17 protein-coding genes and 1 tRNA gene are annotated in these 22,514 nt (G+C 70.4%); 2 read left to right on the forward strand and 16 right to left on the reverse strand.

Going from position 1 to position 22,514, the window contains the following annotated elements; all coding sequences use genetic code 11:
- Window positions 1-127: 127 nt before the first annotated feature.
- Window positions 128-2,569 carry a valine--tRNA ligase gene (valS, locus tag BSB02_RS00165; RefSeq protein ID WP_084955310.1) on the forward strand — a complete coding sequence of 814 codons (2,442 nt, stop codon included), beginning with the start codon at window positions 128-130 and terminating at the stop codon, window positions 2,567-2,569.
- 7 nt (window positions 2,570-2,576) lie between these two features.
- Here valS and BSB02_RS00170 read toward each other — a convergent pair whose 3' ends face one another.
- The 6 genes from BSB02_RS00170 to BSB02_RS00195 all read right to left on the reverse strand — a co-directional run bounded on the left by BSB02_RS00170 (window position 2,577) and on the right by BSB02_RS00195 (window position 8,987).
- Window positions 2,577-3,539, reverse strand: a complete 963-nt coding sequence (locus BSB02_RS00170) for an N-acetylglucosamine kinase (RefSeq protein ID WP_206184448.1) — start codon at window positions 3,537-3,539, stop codon at window positions 2,577-2,579.
- The gene (locus tag BSB02_RS00175) at window positions 3,536-4,786 is read right to left on the reverse strand and encodes a 6-phospho-beta-glucosidase (protein WP_084955312.1); all 1,251 of its coding nucleotides are present in this window, start codon (window positions 4,784-4,786) and stop codon (window positions 3,536-3,538) included. Before BSB02_RS00175 ends, BSB02_RS00170 begins: the two co-directional genes overlap by 4 nt.
- Entirely contained in the window at window positions 4,783-5,676 is an 894-nt protein-coding gene (locus BSB02_RS00180) for a carbohydrate ABC transporter permease (protein ID WP_084955314.1), read from the reverse strand. The genes BSB02_RS00175 and BSB02_RS00180 overlap by 4 nt, the downstream gene beginning before the upstream one ends.
- Window positions 5,673-6,614 carry a carbohydrate ABC transporter permease gene (locus tag BSB02_RS00185; protein WP_084955315.1) on the reverse strand — a complete coding sequence of 314 codons (942 nt, stop codon included), beginning with the start codon at window positions 6,612-6,614 and terminating at the stop codon, window positions 5,673-5,675. Before BSB02_RS00185 ends, BSB02_RS00180 begins: the two co-directional genes overlap by 4 nt.
- Window positions 6,615-6,620: 6 nt before the next feature.
- On the reverse strand, window positions 6,621-7,952 hold the full coding sequence (locus BSB02_RS00190) for an ABC transporter substrate-binding protein (RefSeq protein WP_084955317.1): 1,332 nt from the start codon (window positions 7,950-7,952) through the stop codon (window positions 6,621-6,623).
- Window positions 7,953-8,042: 90 nt separating this feature from the next.
- The gene (locus BSB02_RS00195) at window positions 8,043-8,987 is read right to left on the reverse strand and encodes an ROK family transcriptional regulator (RefSeq protein ID WP_240506075.1); all 945 of its coding nucleotides are present in this window, start codon (window positions 8,985-8,987) and stop codon (window positions 8,043-8,045) included.
- A 196-nt stretch (window positions 8,988-9,183) separates the two neighbouring features.
- Here BSB02_RS00195 and BSB02_RS00200 point away from each other — a divergent pair, with 196 nt between their 5' ends.
- A complete protein-coding gene (locus BSB02_RS00200) occupies window positions 9,184-10,827 on the forward strand; it encodes a glycosyl hydrolase family 8 (RefSeq protein ID WP_084955319.1) in 1,644 nt (547 codons plus the stop codon).
- Between the two features lie 136 nt (window positions 10,828-10,963).
- Here BSB02_RS00200 and BSB02_RS00205 read toward each other — a convergent pair whose 3' ends face one another.
- The 10 genes from BSB02_RS00205 to gnd all read right to left on the reverse strand — a co-directional run bounded on the left by BSB02_RS00205 (window position 10,964) and on the right by gnd (window position 22,471).
- Window positions 10,964-11,233, reverse strand: a complete 270-nt coding sequence (locus tag BSB02_RS00205) for a DUF6510 family protein (protein WP_084955321.1) — start codon at window positions 11,231-11,233, stop codon at window positions 10,964-10,966.
- Window position 11,234: 1 nt separating this feature from the next.
- Window positions 11,235-11,930 carry a ferredoxin reductase gene (locus BSB02_RS00210; protein ID WP_206184449.1) on the reverse strand — a complete coding sequence of 232 codons (696 nt, stop codon included), beginning with the start codon at window positions 11,928-11,930 and terminating at the stop codon, window positions 11,235-11,237.
- Window positions 11,923-12,522, reverse strand: a complete 600-nt coding sequence (locus BSB02_RS00215) for a sulfite oxidase-like oxidoreductase (RefSeq protein ID WP_084955325.1) — start codon at window positions 12,520-12,522, stop codon at window positions 11,923-11,925. Before BSB02_RS00215 ends, BSB02_RS00210 begins: the two co-directional genes overlap by 8 nt.
- A 572-nt stretch (window positions 12,523-13,094) precedes the next feature.
- A tRNA-Ile gene (locus BSB02_RS00220) sits at window positions 13,095-13,171 on the reverse strand.
- Window positions 13,172-13,300: 129 nt separating this feature from the next.
- Entirely contained in the window at window positions 13,301-13,915 is a 615-nt protein-coding gene (locus BSB02_RS00225; protein WP_084955327.1) for a DUF3566 domain-containing protein, read from the reverse strand.
- A 3-nt stretch (window positions 13,916-13,918) separates the two neighbouring features.
- Window positions 13,919-16,423 carry a DNA gyrase subunit A gene (gyrA, locus tag BSB02_RS00230; RefSeq protein ID WP_084955329.1) on the reverse strand — a complete coding sequence of 835 codons (2,505 nt, stop codon included), beginning with the start codon at window positions 16,421-16,423 and terminating at the stop codon, window positions 13,919-13,921.
- 31 nt (window positions 16,424-16,454) lie between these two features.
- Complete coding sequence (gyrB, locus tag BSB02_RS00235) at window positions 16,455-18,398, reverse strand: DNA topoisomerase (ATP-hydrolyzing) subunit B (protein ID WP_084955331.1); 1,944 nt, start codon at window positions 18,396-18,398, stop codon at window positions 16,455-16,457.
- A gap of 290 nt (window positions 18,399-18,688) precedes the next feature.
- Window positions 18,689-19,150: a DciA family protein gene (locus BSB02_RS00240; protein ID WP_084955333.1), complete on the reverse strand. Its 462-nt coding sequence runs from the start codon at window positions 19,148-19,150 to the stop codon at window positions 18,689-18,691.
- Window positions 19,151-19,607: 457 nt separating this feature from the next.
- Window positions 19,608-20,831 (reverse strand): DNA replication/repair protein RecF, encoded by a 1,224-nt coding sequence (gene recF, locus BSB02_RS00245; protein ID WP_084955335.1) that lies wholly within the window; start codon window positions 20,829-20,831, stop codon window positions 19,608-19,610.
- Between the two features lie 707 nt (window positions 20,832-21,538).
- Window positions 21,539-22,471, reverse strand: a complete 933-nt coding sequence (gene gnd, locus BSB02_RS00250) for a phosphogluconate dehydrogenase (NAD(+)-dependent, decarboxylating) (RefSeq protein ID WP_084956174.1) — start codon at window positions 22,469-22,471, stop codon at window positions 21,539-21,541.
- Window positions 22,472-22,514: the final 43 nt, after the last annotated feature.

Here is a 22,514-nt window from a genome sequence, read left to right on the forward strand (position 1 = left end):
ATCGCAATGGCTCATGCAGGACGTCGGCGTCGCGAGCGCCTCGGCAACGCCCGGGCGCGAGTAGGCGTGCGCCGCTAGGCGCCGCCTTCGCGCACTTCCCACGCCAACCCTTTTCCGAATCCGAGCCATGCCCATGCCTGAAAACAGCCTGCCTGAAAACGCCCTGCCCGAAAACACGCTGCCCGAAAAGCCGTCCCTCGACGGCCTCGAAGCCAAGTGGAACCAGGTCTGGGAGGAGACCGGCGTCTACCGGTTCGACCGGACCAAGCCCCGCGAGCAGGTCTACTCCATCGACACCCCGCCGCCGACGGCGTCCGGCGCTCTCCACGCCGGCCAGGTCTTCTCCTACACCCACACCGACCTCATCGCCCGCTACAAGCGCATGCGCGGGTTCTCGGTCTTCTATCCGATGGGCTGGGACGACAACGGCCTGCCCACCGAACGCCGAGTCCAGAACCATTTCGGCGTCGGCGTCGGCCAGATCTCCAGGCGCGAGTTCGTCGAGCTGTGCCACCGCCTGATCGCCGAGGACGAGGCCGCCTTCGAGCGGCTGTGGCGCAGGCTCGGGCTGTCGGTCGACTGGTCTCTGCTCTACACCACGGTCGGGGCGGAGGCCCGGCGCGTCTCCCAGCTCGCGTTCCTGCGCAACCTCGCGCGGGGCGAGGCCTACCAGGCCGAGGCTCCCACGCTGTGGGACGTCACCTTCCAGACCGCGGTCGCCCAGGCCGAGCTGGAGGACCGCGAGCTGCCCGGCGCCTACCACCGCCTGCGGTTCCATCCAGGCCTGGAGATCGAGACCACCCGGCCGGAGCTCCTGCCCGCCTGCGTCGCGCTGGTCGGGCACCCGTCCGACACCCGCTACCGCCACCTGTACGGCTCGGCCGCGCGGACCCCTCTGTTCGGCGTCGAGGTGCCGATCCTGGCGCATCGTCTGGCGGACCCCGGCAAGGGCACCGGGCTGGCGATGGTCTGCACGTTCGGCGACGTCACCGACGTCACCTGGTGGCGCGAGCTGGACCTGCCCATCCGCCCGGTCGTCGGCAGGGACGGGCGCATGCTGGAGGCCGCGGGCCCCGCGCTGGCCGGCCTGACCGTCAAGCAGGCCAGGAAGCGCATCGTCGAGCTGCTGGCCGGGTCCGGCGACCTCGTTGGAGAACCCCGCCGGATCACCCACGCGGTGAAGTTCTACGAGAAGGGCGACCAGCCCCTGGAGATCGTCACCAGCCGCCAGTGGTACATCCGCAACGGCGGCCGGGACCCCGAGCTGCGCGCCGTCCTCCTCCGGCTCGGCCGCGAGCCGGCCTGGGTGCCCGACTTCATGCGCCACCGCTACGAGCACTGGGTCGAGGGCCTGTCCGGCGACTGGCTCATCAGCCGCCAGCGGTACTTCGGCGTCCCCTTCCCGGTGTGGTACCGCCTCGACGCCGCCGGCGACCCGGACTACTCGCACCCCCTGCTGCCGCGCGAGGACCAGCTGCCCGTCGACCCGTCGGCCCAGGTCCCGGACGGCTACCGCGAGGAGGACCGCGGCAGGCCGGGCGGCTTCATCGAAGATCCGGACGTCATGGACACCTGGGCCACCTCGGCGCTCACCCCCCAGATCGTCTGCGGCTGGGAGCGCGACCCTGACCTGTTCGCCCGCACCTTCCCCATGGACCTCAACACCCACGCCCACGAGATCATCCGGACGTGGCTGTTCGCCCGGGTGCTGCGCGCGCACTACGAGCACGGCACGCTCCCCTGGCGCCGCTCGATGATCTCCGGCTGGGTGGTCGATCCCGACCGCAAGAAGATGAGCAAGTCCGCGGGCAACGCGACGACGCCCGTCGACGTGCTGGAGCGCTACGGGTCCGACGCCGTGCGCTGGCGCGCCGCCCTGGCCCGGCCGGGCATGGACACGCCCTTCGACGAGACGCAGATGAAGGTGGGACGGCGGCTCGCCGTCAAGATCCTCAACGCCGGGAGGTTCATCCTCGGCTTCGGCGAGCCGGGCGGGCCGGTCACCGAACCCCTCGACCTGACCATGCTCGCGGCCCTGGCGGAGGTGGTCCGCCGGGCCACGGAGGCGTTCGAGTCCTACGACTACACCGGCGCATTGGAGGTCGCGGAGCGGTTCTTCTGGACCTTCTGCGACGACTACCTGGAGCTGGTCAAGGAACGCGCCTACGGCGGCTCGGCCTCCGCGATCGCCGCGCTCCGCCTGGCGCTGTCGGTCCAGCTGCGGTTGTTCGCGCCGGTCATGCCGTACGTCACCGAAGAGGTCTGGTCGTGGTGGCGCGCCGGTTCGATCCACCGGGCGTCCTGGCCCGCCCCGGACGAGCTGCCCGGGGAGGGTGACGCCGCGCTGCTCGCCGTGGCCGGCGCCGCGCTGTCGGCCGTCCGCGGCGCGAAGTCCACGCGCCGGCTGTCGCTGAGGGCCGAGGTCGACGTCGTCGAGCTGCGCGGCGACCCGGCCGGTCTCGGCCTGCTGGCAGTGGCCGAGGCCGACCTCGCCCAGGCGGCCAGGGCCGGGAAGATCGTCATGATCGCCGGCCGTGCCGGGGACCCGCTGAGCGCGCGGCTGCCATAGCTTCGCGTCAGCGCCGCCAGTGGGCGCGGGCCCGGGCCAGGGCCGCCGGTGGGGCGCCGAGCAGGTCCAGGCCGTGCAGGACGGCTCCAGCGATGGGCGGCAGCGCCGTGACGACCAGGGTGGCGCGCGGCGCGACGGCCCCGATCGCGCTCTCGACCATGCCGTGCAGCAGCGGGTCCCGGGCCGTGAGCACGCTCCCGCCGAGCACCACCTCGGCGTCGGAGTCCAGCAGGTCCAGCCGCCGCAGGCACACCTCCGCCATGGCCACGACCTCCCGCGCCTGCCGTTCGACCAGCGACCGCGCGACCGGGTCCCCCTCCGCCGCCACGGCGAACAGCCCCGGCACCAGCTCGTGCAGCCGCGCCCTGGCCACCTCGCCGAAGTGCAGCCCCACCACGAGGTCCGTCACGCTGCCCACGCCGAAGTGCGAGACGACCAGCGGCAGCAGCCCGGTCGCCGGGCCCCGCCCCTCCTCGGCCCGTACGGCGTGCCAGAGGACCTCCTCGGCCAGGTCCTCGCCCCCGCCCCAGTCGCCGCTGATCCTGCCGAGCGCGGGAAAGCGGGCGGTCCGCCCGGCGGGGGACACGCCGACGGCGTTCATGCCCGCCCCGCACACCACCGCCACGCCCCACGGCCGCGAGGCCCCGGCCCGCAGCACGGCGAAGGCGTCGTTGGCGACCGCCACCTCCTTGGCACAGCCGCGCGCCAGCAGCTCCGCCCGCAGCGCGTCCTCCTCCTCGGGGAAGTCGGCCCCGGCCAGGAACGCCGCCATCACCTCCGCGTACGGCGCGGTCGCCCCGCCGAGCAACGCCCGCGCCGCCTCCTCCACCACGTCCGCGGCGGCGCGGGCGCCGACGCTGTGCGGCACGAACGGCCCGGTCCGCCGCTCCCCCAGCACCGTGCCGTCCTCCGCCACCAGCGCGAGGTCGGTCTTGCTGTTGCCCCCGTCCACCGCCAGCACCGTCCTCACAGCGCCGTCCAGGGCAGGTAGGCGCGGTTGGCCTCCAGCAGCAGCCCGGTCAGCTCCCGCGCGATCGCCTCCTGGCCGATGAGCGGGTGCGCGAGCAGGGCGTCGGCGACCCGGTCGGCTCCGCCGTACAGGGCGGCCTCCAGGGCGAGCGTCTCGTAGGCCGACACGTGGGCGATCAGCCCGGCGTACAGCGGCTCCACCGGCTCGACCGGCAGCGGCACGGGACCGGCGGCGGTGATCCTGGCCGGGACCTCGACGACCGCCTCGCCGGGCAGGAAGGGCAGCGTGCCGGCGTTGCGCAGGTTCACCACCTGCACGTCGCCGCGGTCGCCGAGCAGCGAGGCGACCAGCGCCACGGCGGCCTCGGAGTAGAACGCTCCCCCGCGCCTGTCCAGCAGCTCGGGCTTGGTGTCCACGGCCGGGTCGCCGTACAGCTCCAGCAGCCGCGCCTCCATCGCCGCGACCTCGGCCGCCCGCGAGGGCCTGGTCCGCTGCTCCCGCACGACCTCGTCGTGGGCGTAGAAGTACCGCAGGTAGTACGACGGCACCGCGCCCAGCCGGGTGATCAGCTCCAGCGGCAGCCCCACCTCGTCGGCGATCTCCCGGCCGTGCGAGGCGATCAGCTCCGGCAGCACGTCGCGGCCGTCGAGGTGGACGGCGCGCTCCCAGGTCAGGTGGTTGAGCCCGACGTGGCCGAGGGAGATACGCCCGGGCGCCACGCCGAGCCTGGCCGCGAAGCGCCGCTGGAACCCGATGGCCACGTTGCACAGCCCGACGGCCCGGTGCCCGGCGTCCAGCAGCGCCCGGGTGACGATGCCCACAGGGTTGGTGAAGTCGACGATCCACGCATCGGGCGGGATCTTCGCGGCCAGCTCCAGCACGACCGGAACCGTGCGCAGCGCCTTGGCCAGGCCGCCCGCGCCGGTGGTCTCCTGCCCGACGCAGCCGCACCGCAGCGGCAGCGTCTCGTCGACCTCGCGTGCGGCCTGCCCGCCCACCCGCAGTTGCAGCAGAACGGCCTGCGCGCCCGCGACCCCCTCCTCCAGGGAGCCGGTCGCGACGACGCGGGCGGGATGCCCGGCGCGGGCCAGCATGCGGCGGGAGATCCCCGCGACCCGCTCCAACCGCCCGGCGTCCGGGTCGACGAGCGCGATCTCCGACACGGGCAGGTCCTCGCGCAGGCGGGCGAACCCGTCGATCAGCTCCGGCGTGTACGTCGAGCCGCCCCCGACAACGGCCAGCTTCACCCTTTCACTCCCGTCAAGGTCACGCCCTCGATGAACACTCGCTGGGCGAGGAAGAACACGATGATCACAGGCGCCGTCACCAGGAGGGTGGCGGCCATGGTGAGGTTCCACTGCACGCTGTGGAAGGCCTTGAAGCTGGCCAGGCCGAGCGAGAGCGTCCAGGCGTGCTCGTTGGTCTGCGCGTACAGCAGGGGCCCGTAGTAGTCGTTCCAGCAGTAGAAGAACTGGAACAGCGCCACCGCGGCGATGCCGGGCCGGGCCATGGGCAGGATGACGCGGACCAGCGTCTTGAAGTCGCCGCAGCCGTCCACGCGCGCCGCCTCGGTGTACTCGCGCGGGATGGTGATCAGGAACTGCCGCAGCAGGAAGATCGAGAAGGCGTCGCCCAGCAGCATGGGCAGGATCAGCGGCCACAGCGTGCCGGTCAGGTCGAACCTGGCCCACAGGATGTAGACCGGCACGGCGACCACCTGCGGCGGCAGCATCATCATGGTGATGACCAGCAGGAAGGCCGGCCTCCTGCCGCGGAAGCGGAACCTGGCCAGCGCGTAGGCCACGGGCACCGACGACACCAGGGTGAACAGCGTGCCCAGGCCCGCGTACAGGAACGTGTTGAGCGTCCAGCCGAGCATGTCGCTCTTGGCGAAGACCTCGGCGAAGTTCGACCAGTTCCAGCTGTCCGGCCACAGCCGGCTGGTCAGCGCCTGCTCGTCGGTCATCAGCGCGGTCAGGGCGACGAAGACCAGCGGGGCGAGGAACATCAGCGCCAGGGCGATGGCGACGGCGTGCGTGGCGACGAAGGCCAGGCGACGCCTCGCGCGGGCGTTGGTGGAGGCAGGCGGGCGGACCGCGTGGGTGCCACGCGCGCCGCGCGTCACGGTCAGCGTCATGCGAGCTCCTCCGCCCGGCGGAACTGACGCAACAGGATGAGCGTGAAGACCATCGACGTGGCGAACAGCAGCAGCGCCAGCACCGAGGCGTAGCCCATGGACCAGTCGCGGAAGCCCGCGTGGAATAGGTGCTGCGGCAGCGTGAGCAGCGCGCCGTCGGGGTAGCCGGGCACGAAGCTGGAGCCGGGCGAGTCGGTGGCGCCCGACGCCACCCGGGAGGCGATCATCGCCTGGGTGAAGTACTGCAGGGCGTAGATCACTCCGGTGATCGCCGAGAACATCAGCACGGGCGAGATCATCGGCAGCGTGACGCTGCGGAACTGCCGCCACGGCCCGGCGCCGTCGAGCGCGGCGGCCTCGTACAGCTGCTTGGGCACGTCCAGCAACGCCGCCAGGAAGATCACCATGAGGTTGCCGACGCCCCACATGGCCAGCAGCGTCAGGCTGGGCTTGGCCCAGGCCGGGTCGCCGAACCAGTCGGGCCCGCTGACGCCCGCCAGCGCGAGCAGCTGGTTCCACGGCCCGGTGGCGGGGTTCATCAGGAACACGAAGGCCACGGTGCCCGCCACCATCGGCACGAGGGAGGGCAGGTAGAAGACCGTCCGGAACAGGCCGACGCCCGCCTTGAGCCGGGTGACGAGCTGGGCCAGCGCCAGCGCGAAGACCACCTGGGCGGGCACCATGAAGACGACCAGCCACAGCGTGTTGCGCGCCGACAGCCACACCCGCTCGTCGCGCAGCAGGTAGCGGTAGTTGTCCAGGCCGGCGAACTCCAGCGTGAACAGGTCGTAGCGGTGGAAGGAGAAGTAGACCGTGGAGGCCAGCGGGTAGGCGAAGAAGATCGCGAAGCCCGCCAGCCACGGCGAGAGCCAGGCGAGGGCGCGCAGGCCCTCGCTGCGCCGCCGGCGTGACGGCGCGGCGTGGACGTGGGAGGCCATGCGGGATCAGCCCCCGGACAGCTTCAGCTTGTCGTCGATCCGCTTGTCGACGGCCTTCAGCCCGGCGTCGAGGTCGGCGACCGCGCCCTTCTCCCACTCCACGAGGAAGGTGGAGAAGGCCTCCTGGTTGAAGACGCTGTTGACGCTGGCGGGCAGGGTGCTGGTCTTGGGGTGGGAGAAGATGTCGAGGAACGTCTGGAAGTTGGCGTCCTTGGCGAGCTTCGGGTGCTCCATCGCGGCCTTGGTGGTCGGCACGTTGCGCAGCGCGTTGGACAGCGTCACCAGCGAGTCGGTGTCGGTGGTCAGGTGCTTGACCAGCTCCCAGGCGTGCTGCGGGTGCTTGGCGCCCCTGGGCACGCCGATCACGGTCCCGGCGGTGAAGCCGCTGCCGTACAGCTCGGGCTTGTCGTCGGCGACCGGCAGCGGCGCGGTGCCGTAGTTCAGGCCCTTGGCCATGTTGGCGATCATGGCGTTGCGCCACTCGCCGTCGAGGATCATGGCGACCTTGCCCTTGTGGAAGGGGTGCTCGGCGCCCCACTCGTCGCCCAGTCCCTTGCGGAACTTCTCCAGCTTGGCGTAGCCGTACCAGTCGACGAGCTCCTTCTGCCAGGTCAGCAGCTGCTTCCAGGCGGGGTCGGAGCCGATGGCCGAGGTGCCGTCCTCGTTGTACCACTTGGCTCCGACCATCGGGCCCAGGTGGGAGGGGGAGTTCTCGTAGTACTGGAAGCTCGGGATGAAGCCGGCCACCTTGATGTCGCCGTCGGCGTCGCGGACCGTGAGCTTCTTGGTCAGCTCGGTCAGCTCTGAGAGCGTCTTGGGCGGCTCGTGGCCCTGCATCAGGTCCTTGTTGTAGTACAGGCCGTAGGCGTCGGCCAGCAGCGGCATCGTGCAGCGCTTGCCCTCGAACTCGGTGTAGGAGCGGGAGACCGCCGGCAGGACCGACAGGTCGATGCCGTCCTGCTCGATGACCGGGGTGAGGTCCTGGAAGGCGCCGCTCCTGCACCACTGGGCGACGTTGTCGGTGGTGAAGGAGGCCGCGACGTCCGGCGCCTTGCCGCTGCGGATGGCCTGGGTGATCTGGTCGTCCTGGACGCCCTTCTTGGCGACGACCTTGATCTGCGGGAACTTCCTGGTGAAGCCGGCGATGGCGTCCTGGAACGCCTTGACCTCGGCGTCGGTGGAGAAGCCGTGCCACAGCTCCAGCGTGGCGGGCGGCAGGGATGCGGATCCCGACGGCTTGGGCTGGGCGCCGAGAGAGGGCGGCGCCTGCTTGCCGGCCGTGCATGCGACCAGGGTGAGCGAGGCGAGCCCGGCGACCGCGAGACGGACACAGCGCACGGGTTACTCCTAGGGGGTGAGCTGGTGGAAGGGGACTTTCGGGTCTTTCGGGTCTGTCAACTGACGGGGACGGTGGAGCCGAAGACCTCGTCACGGACGGTGCCGAGTGCCTGGTCCAGAGCGCCGGCGAGGACCGGGTTGCCCTCGACGGCGGACAGCCGCACCCGGGGGCGCGGGATGGTGAGCGCGTGCAGCTCGCGTTCGACGAGATCGCGCAGCTGCTCGCCGCCGGCCGCCATGATGCCGCCGGCCAGCGCCTGGTAGCCGTGGTTGCCGAAGCGGCCGGCGTCGCGGGCGAGGGGCGGGCATGTAGCCGACCTCGCCCGCGCCGCCCGTGGCGCCCCGGTGCAGCCGCCCACCGATCATGAGGGCGGCCCCCACGCCCTCGTCGGCCCACAGCAGCACGAAGTCGCAGCAGCCGGCCGCCGCGCCGTACGCCTGCTCGGCCAGGGCGACGAGGTTGACGTCGTTCTCCACGTCCACCGCCGCGCCGAGCGCGTCGGACAGGGTCGGCAGCAGGTCGGGGATGTGCCAGCCGGGCATGTCCTCGGCGGTCGCGTACTCCAGCCGGCCGCTGGCCGGGTTGATCGCGCCCTGCACGCCGATCACGACGCGGCGCAGCGGTCCGGGCGACCCCGCGCCGTCCAGCGCCGCGCGCAGCCGTTCGACCAGCGTGCTCGCGGGCCTGCGGGGCGTGGGCAGCACGGACTCTCCGACGATCGTGCCGGTGATGTCGGCCACCTGGACGGCGATCCGGTCGGGCGTGACGTCCATGGCGGCCACGTAGGCGGCTGCGGGGTTGATCCGGTAGACCTCCGCCGTGCGGCCGGGCTGCCCGGCCCTGATCCCGTCGCTCACCACCAGCCCCGCCTCCTGCAGCCGGGCCAGCAGCTGGAACGCCGTCGGCTTGGACAGGCCGGTGAGCTCGCCGATCTCCGGCCGGGTCAGCGGGCCGCGCTCCAGGAGGACCCGCAGGGCCGCGCGGTCGTTGATCGCGCGCAGCAGGCTCGGCGTCCCGAGGGCGGGACTCTTCACGAGGACCTCCATGGCTCAGTTAGTAATCTTTCCTAACTCATACGGCTCAGCATGCGCCTTCGCGTGGACGCGGTCAAGGGGTGTTTTCTGATGAGAGCCCGGAATTTGGGCCTTGCGTCCCCTAACTCCCCCGCCTACGCTCCGCTGCAAGTTAGGAACCCTTCTTAACTATCGGTCGAGTCGATCGGAGTCGTCCATGCGAAGCAGAGCTGTGAAGGCCTTCGCCGCGATCGTCGCGTTAGCCGTACCCCTGCTGATCCCCTCCGCGGCGACAGCGGCGGCGGACCCGCTGGTTTCGCGCGGCAAGCCCGCGACCGCCTCGTCCGTCGAGGCGAGCGGGCTCGAGGCGGCCAAGGCGGTCGACGGCAGCACCTCCACGCGGTGGGCGAGCGCCGAGGGCCACGATCCGGAGTGGCTCAGGATCGACCTGGGCGCCACGCACCGGATCAGCCGGGTCCGGCTGATCTGGGAGGTCGCCTACGCCAAGGCGTACCGCATCCAGACCTCCGCAGACGGATCGACCTGGACCGACGTCCACACCACGAGCAGCGGCGACGGCGGGACCGACGACCTGACGGTGTCCGCGAACGGCCGGTACGTGCGCATGTACGGCACGCAGCGCGGCACCCCCTACGGCTACTCCCTGTGGGAGTTCGAGGTGTACGGCATGGCGAGCGGCGGCGGAGGCGGGGTCGCCGTGCCGTTCGGCAGCCACACCATCCCCTACGCGCCCGGCATGCTGCGCCCGTCCGGCAACCAGGCGACCCTCGACAGCCAGGTGGTCGACTACTACCGGCGCTGGAAGGCCGCCTTCCTCCGGCAGAACTGCGGCAACGGCTGGTACCAGGTCATCTCCCCCGACGCCGACCACCCCTACGTGGCCGAGGCGCAGGGCTACGGCATGGTCATCGTCGCCACCATGGCCGGGGCCGACCCCGACGCCAAGAAGATCTTCGACGGCCTGGTCAAGTGGATGCTCGACCACCCCTCCTCCATCAATCCCGACCTGCTGGCCGCCGAGCAGGACGTCAACTGCCGCAGCGTGAACGGCGGCGACGCCGCCACCGACGGCGACATGGACGTCGCCTACGGCCTGCTCCTGGCCGACCGGCAGTGGGGCAGCTCGGGGACCTACGACTACCGGCAGCTGGCGATCAGGCACATCAACGCCATCAAGAAGGACGAGGTCAACCCCTCGACCCACCTGCTCAAGCTGGGCGACTGGAGCAGCTCGGGCGACCGGTGGTACTACATCTCGCGCAGCTCCGACTGGATGGCCGACCACTTCCGCGCCTTCAGGAAGGCCACCGGCGACAGCGCCTGGGACACCATCAGGACCGCCCACCAGAACCTGATCGGCAGGCTCCAGTCCACCTACGCCCCGAACACCGGGCTGCTGCCCGACTTCGTCGTCGACACGAACTCGACGCCCAAGCCGGCGCCCGGCGAGGTGCTCGAGGACCCGCACGACGGGCACTACTGGTGGAACGCCTGCCGTACCCCGTGGCGGATCGGCGACGACGCGGTGACCAGCGGGGACAGCAAGTCGCTCGCCGCGGCGCGCAAGCTGAACAGCTGGATCAAGGCCAAGACGGGCGGCGACCCCGACAGGATCGCCATCGGCTACAAGCTGGACGGCGCGCAGATCTCGAGCGGCAGCGAGGCGGCGTTCTTCGCGCCCTTCGCGGTGGCGGCGATGACCGACCCGGGCAGCCAGGCGTGGCTGGACGCGCTGTGGAACAAGATGCTCGACACGCCGATCGACACGAGCAGCTACTACTCGGCGAGCATCCAGCTGCAGGTCATGATCACGGTGACGCACAACCACTGGGTGCCCTGATCCCGGCGGGGCCTCCACGGGCCGAGGACATGTCGTGGACGCGCTCGAGGGCGAAGACCGCGATGGACGGCGCGTCCACGTCCACCCGGGCCGCCTCGGCCTGGGGATGCACCTTGGCGACGGCGGCGCCGCCGTTCTACGGACCGCCGAGCGGGATGCGCAGGCAGACCGCTCCGCGCAGGTCGAGCCAGGCCGCGTCCGGGCTCCGGACCAGGCGCAGCACGACCTCCTCGCACCCCGGGCAGCGGGCCACCAGGCCGGGAGCCCGGCTGTAGACGCGCAGGGAGGCCACCGGGCCGGTCAGGCCGCAGGAGGCGCAGCGGCCCACGGCGGCCGAGACGTCGGTGGCGAAGATCTCGGCCAGGGGCCCGGCCAGGGCGTTCCCGTCGAGGTAGTCGGCGCTCATGTCACTCTCCGGTGGGGCCGAAACGTTCGGTCTTGATGCGGGCGGGGTCGTGGCCGAGCTCGACCAGGAGCGTCGCGGCGGCTTCGACGAAGCCGGTCGGGCCGCACACGTAGCAGTCGGCTTCGCCGTACGGGCCGAGATCCGCGGCGGTGAGGCGGCCGGGCGGTCGCGCGTGGCCCTCCGGGGCGCTGCGCGTGTAGGCGAGCGTGACCGCCACGCCGGGGTCGGGGCTCAGCAGTTCGTCGGCGTAGTAGAGCTGCCCGGGCGAGCGCAGGGCGTAGACCAGCCGGAACGGGGCGCCCGACCCGGCGGCGCGGCGAGCTCTGATCATGGCCATCAGCGGCACGATCCCAGCGCCGCCGGCGACCAGCAGCACCGGCGTGGTGCCGTCCGGGCGCCAGACGAACCAACCGCCCACCGGGCCGCGCAGCTCAAGCTCGTCGCCGGGCTCCATGTCCTGGGTGAGGTACGGCGAGACCTCCCCGTCCTCCACCCGCTGCACGGTCAGCTCCACCCCCTCGGGCGCGGCCAGGGAGTAGCTGCGGCGGGCGGTGTAGCCGTCCTCGGCGGTCAGCCTGACATCGACGTGCTGGCCGGCGACGTGGCCGGGCCAGCCGGGCACGTCGAAGACCAGCGTGCGCGCGGTGGGGTTCTCGTCGCGCACCTTGACCAGGCGCGCGACCCGCCACTTAGTCATCGGCATAGCGCTGCTCGCGCCACGGGTCACCGTAGTTGTGGTAGCCCGCGGTCTCCCAGAAACCCGGCCAGTCCTCGGTCAGCAGCCGGATCCCGCGCACCCACTTGGCCGACTTCCAGAAGTACAGGTGCGGCACCAGCAACCGGGCCGGGCCGCCGTGCACGGGCGCCAGCTCCTCGCCCTCGTAGCGGTAGGCGATCCACGCTTTGCCGTCCAGCAGGTCCTCCAGCGGCAGGTTGGTGGTGTAGCCGCCGTAGGAGTGGACCAGCGCGTACTCCGCCGCCGTCTCCACGTCCTCGAACAGCACGTCGAGGGAGACGCCCTGCCAGGTGGTGTCGAGCTTGGACCAGGTGGTCACGCAGTGGATGTCGACGGTCGGCGTCTCGTACGGCAGAGCCATCAGCTCCTGCCAGGTCCACCGGTGCGCCTGCCCGGTCTCGGTGTGGATGGCGAACTCCCACCGGTCGGGCGGCACGTCAGGCGTGGGCCCAGCCGACAGCACCGGGAAGTCCTCGGTGAGGTACTGGCCGGGCGGGAGCCGGTCGTCCCCGCCCCTGCGCCTGCCGCGGAATCCGCGAGTGAAGGTTGTCATGCTGCCCTCCTGGAACTGTCATGGGGCTGCCCGGCGGAGGTGGCTTCTGAGGATCAGCTTGACCTGCTCCCCCACCCCCAGGATCGCAGATCCGACGGCGCGCCCACCGGCCGCTCCCGGCGGAAACGGGGGCTCAGGTTGTGGAATGCGAGGACGACGTGAGCGGGCTGGACCAGGGAGTCGACCGACAGCTTGCGGTAGGGTCCGGGCTGGGGAGGGCTGGACGGGCACCAGCCTGGTCTTCACCACCAAGCCGAGCCGTCCAATTGAGCCGCGTGACGTCGCTCGGTCCTTCACCCGGATCGGGGCCGACGAGGGCCTGCGGCCCATCCGAGTTACGATCTGCGCCACACCGCCGCGGCGCTGCCCAAGAAGCTCGGCCTAGCGCCCCGCGACGCCATGGAGATCCTCGGCCACAGCCGGATCTCGATCACGATGGAGATCTACACTCACGGCGACGGCGAGAGCCGTACCGAGGCCATCCGCAGGGTCAACGGCCTGTTTGAGTGAGCCGTTGCAGTACCAGTTGCAGTAAAACGCCCCGAAGCTTGATCGCTACGGGGCGTTTTCGCTGGTGGGGCTATCTGGACTTGAACCAGAGACCTCTTCCTTATCAGGGAAGCGCTCTAACCGACTGAGCTATAGCCCCGCGCACACCGAACGGTATCGCATCTGACCTCGGGAAGCGAACCCGTTCCGGCGACGAGGTAAAGCTTACCGCCTCCGCAGTACTGCTCGCGCCGACCGGCCTGGGCGGCGCGAGCAGTACCGGAGAACGCTACTCAGCCTCGCTGAAGGTCACCTCGACCCCGCCCACCAGGTCGGCGGCCACGTTGTAGATGACCGCCCCCAGCGTGGACAGAGCCGTGATCAGCACGACGTTCACCGCGCCGATCAACGCGGTGTACCCCAGGATGCGCACCGGCTCGAACCACTGCCCGATGTCGAAGCCGAGCGTGTTCTCCCCGTCGGAGGTGTTCAGCTGGTTGAACATCTGGATGATCGAGTCGAACACGCCGAGCGCGGACAGCACGCCGTACAGGACGGCCACCGCCACGAACAGGACCACGAAGCAGACGAGGGACAGCACGAAGCTGAACTTCATCGCCGACCACGGCTCGACACGCCGCAGCACGAGGTGGGCCTTGCGCGGCATGCGCGGTTGCGTGGTCGGCTTGGCCTTCTTGGGCGTCTCGGCGGTGGCGGGCGCGGGGGGCGCCTCGGACGTCAGGGACGGCCGGACCCGCACCGTGTCGTTGGCGTCGGCGTCGGCGTCGGTCTTGGCGTCATCCTCGACGACGGCCGTGGGCTCTTCTTCCTCGACCGGCTTCGGCTGCTTGCCGTTCTCGCGAGTCGTCGGCTTGGTCTTGGCGGAGCTGCCCTGGGCGCTCATGGATTATTCTCCTCCCCCGTTCTCCTCGGCCTCCACCGCAGTCTCCATCGACTCAGCGTTGCGAGCGAGGGCTACCACGCTGTCGCCTTCGGCGAGATTCATCAGGCGCACTCCCATGGTCTGACGGCCGGATTGCTTGATCTCTCCGGCGCTCGTCCGGATCACTCCGCCGTTCGACGTGATCGCGAAGATCTCGTCTTCTGGATTGACCATGACAGCTCCGACCAGCTTGCCACGAGCACTGACGATTTTCGCCGTCAGCACGCCCTTGCCGCCACGACCTTGCAGAGGGTACTGCTCGACGGGTGTCCGTTTCGCGTACCCGCCTTCGGTCGCGATAAGCACGTCTTGGCCGTCCGACACCCGATTCATGGCGAGAAGTTCGTCACCTTCGAGGAAGCGCATGCCGATGACGCCGCTCGTGGCACGTCCCATCGGCCGGAGCACCTCGTCGGTGGCCCTGAAGCGGATCGCCTGGGCGTCCTTGGACACCAGCAGCAGCTCGTCGTCCTCCGACACCAGCCGCGCCGCGATCACCTCGTCGTCGTCGCGCAGGTTGATCGCGATGAGGCCGCCCGACCTGGGGGAGTCGTACTCGGCCAACCGCGTCTTCTTCACCAGCCCGGTGCGGGTGGCCAGCACGAGGTACGGCGCCGCGTTGTAGTCACGCAGGTCGAGGACCTCCATGACGACCTCGTCCGGCTGCATGGCCAGCAGGTTGGCCAGGTGCATGCCACGGGCGTCGCGGGCGGCGTCGGGCAGCTCGTAGGCCTTGACCCGGTACACGCGGCCCTTGTTGGTGAAGAACAGCAACCAGTGGTGCGTGGTGGTGACGAAGAAATGGTCGACGATGTCGTCCTGCCGCAGCTGCGCGCCCCGCACGCCCTTGCCGCCCCGCCTCTGCGCGCGGTACAGGTCGGTCTTGGTGCGCTTGGCGTAGCCGCCACGGGTGATCGTGACGACGACGTCCTCCTCGGCGATGAGGTCCTCGACCGACATGTCGCCGTCGTAGGCGATGATCTCGGTCCGCCGGTCCTCGCCGTACCTGGCGACGACCTCGTCGAGCTCCTGGCCGATGATCTGGCGCTGCCGTGCCTCAGAGGCCAGGATGTCCTGGTAGTCGGCGATCTGGGCCATCAGCTGGTCGTACTCGTCCTGGATGGCCTGGCGCTCCAGGGCGGCCAGCTTGCGCAGCTGCATGTCGAGGATGGCCTGCGCCTGCACCTCGTCGATCTCCAGCAGCGCCATCAGGCCCTGCTGGGCGGCCGAGGCCGACTCCGAGGAGCGGATCAGCGCGATGACCTCGTCCAGCCGGTCGAGCGCCTTGAGCAGCGCACGCAGGATGTGGGCCCGCTCCTCCGCCTTGCGCAGCAGGTAGCGCGTGCGGCGGACGATGACCTCGATCTGGTGGGTCACGTAGTGGCTGATGAACTGGTCCAGGCGCAGCGTGCGCGGCACGCCGTCGACCAGGGCCAGCATGTTGGCGCCGAAGGTGTCCTGCAGCTGGGTGTGCTTGTAGAGGTTGTTCAGCACCACCTTGGCGACCGCGTCGCGCTTGAGCACGATGACCAGCCGCTGGCCGACGCGGGAGGAGGACTCGTCGCGCACGTCGGCGATGCCGGTGATCTTGCCCTGCTTCACCAGGTCGGCGATCTTCAGCGCGAGGTTGTCGGGGTTGACCTGGTAGGGGAGTTCGGTGACGACGAGGGCGTGACGGCCCTTGTTGTCCTCCTCCACCTCGACGACCGCGCGCATGGTGATCGAGCCGCGCCCGGTGCGGTAGGCGTCCTCGATGCCCCGGCGGCCCACGATCAGCGCGCGGGTGGGGAAGTCGGGGCCCTTGATCCGCTCGATGGCCGCCTCGAGCAGCTCCTCGTCGCTGGCCTCGGGGTGCTCCAGCGCCCACTTCACGGCCGCCGCGACCTCGCGCAGGTTGTGCGGCGGGATGTTGGTGGCCATGCCGACCGCGATGCCGTTGGAGCCGTTGACCAGCAGGTTGGGGAAGCGCGACGGCAGGACCACCGGCTCCTGGGAGCGCCCGTCGTAGTTGGGCTGGAAGTCGACGGTGTCCTTGTCGATGTCGCGCAGCATCTCCATGGCGATGGGCGCGAGCTTGCACTCGGTGTAGCGCATCGCCGCCGGCAGGTCGTTGCCGGGGGAGCCGAAGTTGCCCTGTCCGTCGACCAGCGGGTGGCGCAGCGACCAGTGCTGAGCCATGCGCACCAGCGTGTCGTAGATCGAGGTGTCGCCGTGGGGGTGGTAGGAGCCCATGACGTCACCCACGACGCGCGAGCACTTGAAGTAGCCGCGGTCGGGCCGGTAGCCGCCGTCGTACATCGCGTACAGCACCCGGCGGTGCACGGGCTTGAGCCCGTCACGCACGTCCGGCAGAGCACGCGACACGATGACGGACATCGCGTACTCCATGTAGCTGCGCTGCATCTCCGTCTGGATGTCGACCGCTTCGATGCGGTCGCCAGGCGGCGGCGGGGTGTTCACTTCCGTCACGTGTCAAAGATCCTTTTCTGTACGGCTACCGCTACACGTCCAGGAAGCGGACATCTCGTGCGTTGCGAATGATGAAGGCCCTGCGCGCCTCGACGTCCTCGCCCATGAGCACGCTGAACATCTCGTCGGCCTGCGCGGCGTCGTCGAGCGTGGCCTGGCGCAGCAGCCGGGTCGCGGGGTTCATCGTGGTCTCCCACAGCTGCTGGGCGTTCATCTCGCCCAAACCCTTGAACCGCTGGATGCCGTCGTGCAGGCGCGGGTCGCGGCGGCCGTTGGCGATGCCCTCCGCAATGATCGCGTCGCGCTCGCGGTCGGAGTAGGCGTAGGACGCCTCGTCGCCCCGCCGGTCCCACTTGATCTTGTACAGCGGCGGCTGGGCCATGAAGACGTGGCCGTTCTCGATCAGCGGGCGCATGAACCGGAACAGCAGCGTCAGCAGCAGCGTCGTGATGTGCTGGCCGTCGACGTCGGCGTCGGCCATGAGGATCAGCTTGTGGTAGCGCAGCTTGCTGATGTCGAACTCGTCGTGCACGCCGGTGCCCATCGCCGTGATCAGCGACTGGACCTCGACGTTCTGCAGCACCTTGTCGATGCGCGCCTTCTCGACGTTGAGGATCTTGCCGCGGATGGGCAGGATCGCCTGGAAGCGCGAGTCGCGGCCGCCCTTGGCCGAGCCGCCGGCCGAGTTGCCCTCGACGATGAACAGCTCACACTTCTCCGGCTCGTTCCACGTGCAGTCGGCCAGCTTGCCGGGCAGCCCGCTGCCGGACTCCAGCAGCGACTTGCGCCTGGTCAGGTCGCGCGCCTGGCGGGCCGCGATGCGGGCCCTGGACGCCTGCAGCGCCTTGTTGACGATGTCCTTGGCCTCGCCCGGGTTGCGCTCGAACCAGTCGCGCAGGTGGTCGTTGCAGGCCTTCTGCACGAACGACTTGGCCTCGGTGTTGCCCAGCTTCGTCTTGGTCTGGCCCTCGAACTGGGGGTCGGCCAGCTTGACCGACACGATCGCGGTCAGGCCCTCGCGGACGTCCTCACCGGACAGGTTGTCGTCCTTGCCCTCCTTGAGGAACTTCTGCTCGCGCGCGTAGCGGTTCACGATCGAGGTGAGCGCCGCGCGGAAGCCCTCCTCGTGGGTGCCGCCCTCGGCCGTGTTGATCGTGTTGGCGAAGGTGTAGATCGACTCGGAGTAGGAGTTGTTCCACTGCATGGCGATCTCGACCGAGATGCCGTCGCCGTGCTCCTCGAAGTCGATGATCGAGGCGTGCGAGGGCTCCTTCTTGGAGTTGAGGTGCGCGACGAAGTCGGCCAGGCCGCCCTCGTAGTAATACTCCACCCGGACGGGCTCGCCGTTGATGTGGTCGGGCCGCTCGTCCGTGAGCGTGATCGTCAGGCCCTTGTTGAGGAAGGCCATCTCCTGGAAGCGGCGCGAGAGCGTCTCGAAGTTCCACGTCGTGGTCTCGAAGATCTCCGGGTCGGCCCAGAACGTGACGGTCGTGCCGGTCTCGTCGGTCGGCTCGCCCTTGGCCAGCGGCGCCACCGGTTTGGCGTGCTCGTAGCGCTGCCGCCACACGTAGCCGTTCTGCTTGACCTCCACCTCCAGGGCCGTGGACAGCGCGTTGACGACCGCGGAGCCCACGCCGTGCAGACCGCCGGAGACCGCGTAGGACTTGCTGTCGAACTTGCCGCCCGCGTGGAGCGTGGTCAGCACCACCTCGACCGCGGAGCGCTGCTCCACGGGGTGGATGCCGGTGGGGATGCCGCGCCCGTTGTCGACCACGCGCACGCCGTTGTCGGCGAGCAGGGTGACGTCGATCCGGTCGGCGTACCCGGCCAGGGCCTCGTCCACCGCGTTGTCCACGATCTCGTAGACGAGATGGTGCAGGCCGCGCTCACCCGTGGAGCCGATATACATACCCGGGCGCTTGCGAACCGCCTCGAGCCCTTCGAGTACGGTGATTGAGCTAGCGTCGTAGGACAAGTGCGAAATCCTCCTGCCGCGGACACGCGGCCGGGGAGGCGACCTGAGTCAGCCGACTGCCCCTGCCGTGCCCGTCACCGTCGTGAGTGCCCCGATGCGTTGATCACCCAGGGGAATCGGCTCGCATGCCGGGGGTGACACGCAAGCGGACGTGTCCGGAATCCGCTTTCATTCTACCGGCTCTCAGAGGCCATGGTGTGCAGGAACGCGCCTGAATGCCTCTGTCGCTCGTTTGCCCCTCGGTCGGGCATCCCCCTACCGGAACGGGGGTCGTCCCGTCTGAGGCTTCTTCAGCCGTAAGTGTCGCGTGGCCCCCTGCTGCCGGTCACCCGCAGACCTCCGGCTGGTCGAGGGGCGTTTTGTGGCCCTTTGACCCTTACTCTGGTCACCGTACCGTCGCCGAGTTCCTCGTTGAGACGGCGCACGAGGGTACGGGCCAGCAGGCGCACCTGCGTCGCCCACGCCGTGGAGTCGGCCACGATCAGCACCTCGCCGTCGGCGAAGGACTCGGGCTTGGTGTGGGCGGCCAGCTCGGGCCCCACGATCTCGCTCCACCGCCCGAACACGCCACCCACGCGGGCCTGCTGCTCCCAGCCCCGGGCGGCGAGCAGCTCCATGATCGCGCGACCGAACAGCTGCGGATCGCCGCCGTCCCGCCTGGCCCCGGGCGCCTTGCGCCTGGGCTCGCGGCGGGGGAGCTGGCCGCGTTTGGCGGCGTCGGCCTTGGCCTGGGCGAGCTTCTCGCGCGCCATGGCGACGCCTTTCGCGGTCGCGGCGGCGAAGGGATCCGGCGCCGGCGGGCCACCGGGGTTGGCGGGTGCCGGTTTACGCGGGGTACGGCCGGGCTTCTCGGTAGGTCCTTCCTGCGGGGTACGGTTGGACCTCCCGGAGGCCCCCTCCTGCGGCGTACGGCTCGGCCCCTCGGCCGATCCTCCCTGCGGGATGCGGCTCGGCCCACCGGCGCCAGGCTGCGCCGCGTCACCACGACGCAGCGGGACCACGCCGCCGGGCTTCGACGAAGCCGCAGCCCCTCGTCGAGCGTCGGTGTCGCCACCCTCGCGAGGAGCATCGCCGACGCCAGGCCCCTGGACACCGTCGACGCCGCGCCCCGGGAACGGCGCGACGTTGTCCCCGGAGGCCCGGCCGACGCCTTCACGAGGCGCCGAGTTGAGCCGATCCGCGGCCCGCCGTCCACGGCCTGTGGATTTGTCACCTGACACGGGTCACTCTCCCCTCCGCGACGTCGAAACGGGCGCCGGACAGTTCGTGAGGCACGTCGTCGGGCACCGCCGCGGTGATGAGCACCTGCTCGGCGGGCGCGACGATCTCGGCCAGGCGGCGACGCCGCTGCGTGTCGAGCTCGGCGAAGACGTCGTCGAGGATCAGCACGGGATCCCCGCCGTCGGCTCGCAGCAGGTCGTACGCGGCGAGGCGCAACGCCAGCGCGAACGACCACGACTCCCCATGGCTGGCGTAACCCCGCGCGGGCATGTCGCCGAGTCCCAGGAACAGATCGTCGCGATGCGGCCCGACGAGAGTCACCCCCCGTTCGAGCTCCGACGCGCGCACTTCGAGCAGCCGCTCGCGCAGCCGTTCCTCCAGAGTTTTCCCCAGGTCTGTGGATAACGTCTGTGCATCATGACCTGCGACAACGCTGATTCCTTCGTCTTCGTCTGTATCCCCACCTGTGGACAACGTGCTCCGGTACGCCAGATCGACGGCTTCGCTCCCGGGCGCCAGCGCGGCATAGGCGCTGGCCACGAACGGGCGCAACGCCTCCACGAGCTCCAGGCGGCCGCGCAGCAGCTCGGCTCCGTGCCTGGCGAGGTGCTGATCCCAGACGTCCAGCGTGGCCAGCACGTCTCCGGCGCCCGCCGCCTCGAACGCCGAATCGCGCTCGGGCCTGCGCCGCCCCCTCTTGGCCTGCGCCGCCGTACGCAGAAGGGCGCTGCGCTGCTTCAGCACCCGGTCGTAGTCTGCGCGCACGCCGGCGAACCTCGGCGCGCGGGAGACGAGCAGCTCGTCGAGGAACCGCCGCCGCTCCGAGGGGTCGCCCTTGACGAGCGTGAGGTCCTCGGGGGCGAAGAGGACCGTGCGCAGCAGGCCGATCACGTCTCGTGGGCGGGACACGGGGGAGCGGTTGAGCCTGGCCCGGTTGGCGCGGCCCGGATTGATCTCCAGCTCGACGAGCGCCCGCCGGTCGTCCCTGTGGATGAGGCAGCGCACGATCGCCCTCGACGCGCCCCGCCGTACCAGGGGAGCGTCGGTCGCCACCCGATGGCTGGACTGCGTCGCCACATAGCCGAGCGCCTCGACCAGGTTGGTCTTGCCCTGGCCGTTGGGTCCCACGAAGGCCGTGATGCCCGGCTCCAGGCCGAGCTCCACGGACTCGTAGGACCGGAAGTCGGTCAGCGAGAGGTGGGCGACATGCACCCCACGAAGGGTAGTAGCCCGCACCGACGACTTCGCCTACGACGTGCTGTCCTGTGGAAAACGCCGCGGCGATCGCCAAGGTTGTGGACGAAGCGGCGCCCATCGGCCCCACGCCGTCCCCGCCACACCGCCACACCGCCACACCGCCACGCGCCGTGCCGTCCTAGCGTCCCGCCGTCCCATCGCCATGCCTGACCTGGCGTCGCGTCCCACCCGGCGTCATGTCCTATCGGTCGTGTTCCGCGGTCGTCTCCTGTGGATGGCAGGCCCCGCCGCCAGACCCTCGCCCGCACCTCTGTCTTCCCGCCGATTGCGCCTAACTCCCCGCACTGTGGCCAGCGTGCCGCTCCGCCGTACACAAGCGCCGTACACAAGCACAGTGCCGGTTGTGGGGATCTCAGCGACGTGTGCGACCGGAGCCATTCAAAGGGCGGAGCACTGGGGGAGTCACCGCATCTGGCTTCGTAAGGCCAGCGTGGTGTCTCCGCCGTGACGACCACCTCTTGTCGCCGATCACACGCCACACCCAGCAGGCTTAGGCTACGCAGAAGCGTAGGTGCTGCAGATTCTGTGGATATCGCCGGTCCTGTGGACGACGTGGACCACGACACGGACGCGGCAAGCGCCACGAGCGGCGTGGACACAGCACGCACCAGCGCGGCTCACTCCCGCACCGGTCACCCCCACATCGGTGACACTCGCACCGGTCACACGGGCGGCGTCACGTCGGCGCCCGGCGAGTCGGCGCCCTTCTCCACAGACCCCGCCCTGGACGTCACGGCGTGCCCGCCGAACTGATTCCGCAGCGCGGCGACCACCTTCATCGCCGGCGAGTCCTCCTGCCGCGACGCGAACCGGGCGTACAGCGCAGCCGTGATCACCGGTAGCGGCACCGCGTGGTCCACAGCCGCCTGGACCGTCCACCGGCCCTCGCCGGAGTCCTGTGCATAACCGCGCAGCTGCTCCAGGTGCTCGTCGTCCTCCAACGCCCGCACCAGCAGGTCCAGCAGCCACGAGCGGATGACCGTCCCCGTGCGCCAGCTCTTGAACGACCCCCGCACGTCCTTGACGACATCCGAGGCCTCCAGCAGCTCCCAGCCCTCGGCGAAGGCCTGCATCATGCCGTACTCGATGCCGTTGTGGACCATCTTCGCGAAGTGTCCGGCCCCGACGTCTCCGGCGTGGACGAAGCCGTCCTCGCCCTCGGGCTTGAGCGTCTCGAAGATCGGCATGAGCCGCCGGACGTGCTCCTCCGTGCCGCCGCACATCAGCGCGTAGCCGTTCTCCAGCCCCCAGACGCCGCCGCTCACGCCGCAGTCGACGAAGCCGATGCCGCGGGCCGCGAGCTCCTCGGCGTGCCGCTGGTCGTCCACATAGTGGGAGTTTCCGCCGTCGACGACCACGTCGCCGGCGTCGAGCAGCTCGGCCAGCTCGTTGATCGTCTGCTGCGTGGGCGCGCCGGCCGGGACCATCACCCAGACGGCCCTGGGCGCCTGGAGCCGCTCGACCAGCTCCTTCAGGCTCCCGACGTCGCTGACCTCGGGATTCCTGTCGTACCCGACCACGTCGTGGCCGCCGCGGCGCAGCCGTTCGGCCATGTTGCCGCCCATACGGCCCAGCCCGATCATGCCGATCTGCATCTCGACCTCCCCCTCGGGATTCAATCATCCCCTACCCGCTACC

Source organism: Thermoactinospora rubra (assembly GCF_002093975.1).
In the GTDB taxonomy this organism is placed as follows: Bacteria; Actinomycetota; Actinomycetes; order Streptosporangiales; family Streptosporangiaceae; genus Nonomuraea; species Nonomuraea rubra_A.

Excerpts from the sequence above, each read along its gene's own strand:
- valS (WP_084955310.1), top strand. The coding sequence starts at position 128 with ATGCCCATGCCTGAAAACAGCCTGCCTGAAAACGCCCTGCCCGAAAAC.
- BSB02_RS00180 (WP_084955314.1), bottom strand. The coding sequence starts at position 5,676 with ATGACGCTGACCGTGACGCGCGGCGCGCGTGGCACCCACGCGGTCCGC.
- BSB02_RS00185 (WP_084955315.1), bottom strand. The coding sequence starts at position 6,614 with ATGGCCTCCCACGTCCACGCCGCGCCGTCACGCCGGCGGCGCAGCGAG.
- BSB02_RS00200 (WP_084955319.1), top strand. The coding sequence starts at position 9,184 with ATGCGAAGCAGAGCTGTGAAGGCCTTCGCCGCGATCGTCGCGTTAGCC.
- BSB02_RS00205 (WP_084955321.1), bottom strand. The coding sequence starts at position 11,233 with ATGAGCGCCGACTACCTCGACGGGAACGCCCTGGCCGGGCCCCTGGCC.
- BSB02_RS00210 (WP_206184449.1), bottom strand. The coding sequence starts at position 11,930 with ATGACTAAGTGGCGGGTCGCGCGCCTGGTCAAGGTGCGCGACGAGAAC.
- BSB02_RS00215 (WP_084955325.1), bottom strand. The coding sequence starts at position 12,522 with ATGACAACCTTCACTCGCGGATTCCGCGGCAGGCGCAGGGGCGGGGAC.
- BSB02_RS00225 (WP_084955327.1), bottom strand. The coding sequence starts at position 13,915 with ATGAGCGCCCAGGGCAGCTCCGCCAAGACCAAGCCGACGACTCGCGAG.
- BSB02_RS00240 (WP_084955333.1), bottom strand. The coding sequence starts at position 19,150 with ATGGCGCGCGAGAAGCTCGCCCAGGCCAAGGCCGACGCCGCCAAACGC.
- gnd (WP_084956174.1), bottom strand. The coding sequence starts at position 22,471 with ATGCAGATCGGCATGATCGGGCTGGGCCGTATGGGCGGCAACATGGCC.